This is a genomic window from Desulfonatronum sp. SC1 (assembly GCF_003046795.1).
Taxonomy (GTDB): Bacteria; Desulfobacterota; Desulfovibrionia; order Desulfovibrionales; family Desulfonatronaceae; genus Desulfonatronum.
Genome location: NZ_PZKN01000106.1, coordinates 1 through 493 on the forward strand (window position 1 = coordinate 1; position 493 = coordinate 493).

Annotated in this window: 1 protein-coding gene; it reads left to right on the forward strand. The window is 43.8% G+C overall.

All coding sequences use genetic code 11. The annotated features are described in order from the left end of the window. Positions 1 to 493: hypothetical protein (locus C6366_RS20905; RefSeq protein WP_158269868.1), on the forward strand; the 493-nt coding region annotated here is incomplete at both ends.

Consider the following 493-nt stretch of genomic DNA (forward strand, 5'->3'; position numbering starts at 1 on the left):
TCATTCATACGGGTGAAGCCTATACGCTTCCGGGAGAAGAGCCCAATGCCTTCTCATTCCGTAGTCCACAAGACAGTTCAATAGTAATAATACTGGATGTAAATTATGTAGATGCCGGCTTCTTTCATACATTAGGCGTCAATCTCATCTCGGGCAGACTGTTTACCGATGCCGACACAACCGACCGCTCACAAATCATCGTGAACGATACCGCTGCGCGTCTGCTTGGTTATTTTGATGAAGACATAAGCCATTTGGAGTTGGTAAGAGGTCGTGCTTCGGGTGAAATTTACCGTTTCTCAAACATCGGTATCATTAACGACATACATTTCGAGAGTCGTAAATACCAGGCACGCCCTATGGTATTCATGCAAAAATCGCCTGCCGTCAGAACAGACTTCCTCTTGGTGAAAATCGACAAAAATCATCAACACGAAGCATTAAATGAGATAAAAACAGCGTGGAAAAGTGAATTCAATGAAAACCCCGTGAA